Origin of the sequence: Oceanobacillus saliphilus (genome assembly GCF_023522835.1) — a bacterium.
Taxonomy (GTDB): Bacteria; Bacillota; Bacilli; order Bacillales; family Amphibacillaceae; genus Oceanobacillus; species Oceanobacillus saliphilus.
In genome coordinates, this window is record NZ_JALCZU010000070.1 from 1 (window position 1) to 281 (window position 281).

A 281-nucleotide genomic window follows, 5' to 3' on the forward strand; every position below is an offset into this window, starting at 1 on the left:
GACTCCGGTACCAAAGCGCAACAGCAAGTGCGACCAGAAACCGTTGGCCCAGAACGACGCCAGGGTCAGCAGCACGCACAGCCATAGCCCGCCATGCAGGCGACGCTGCACCTGCTGCGGCCGCTGGGCGAACATCGCATCCACGGCACCGAGCAGATAGCCGAAGTAGTTGGCCGCCGCGATCAGCCCGGCGGCGGTGAGGTCGATCTGCCCTTCGCTGAGCAGGTGCGGCATCTGAGGTGTCAGGGCGAAACGGCCAATGCCCATGGCCATCATCAGGG

Annotated in this window: 1 protein-coding gene; it reads right to left on the bottom strand. The window is 65.5% G+C overall.

The features are described from left to right. Positions 1 to 281: YbfB/YjiJ family MFS transporter (locus MN204_RS20480; protein WP_249872902.1), on the bottom strand; the 281-nt coding region annotated here is incomplete at both ends.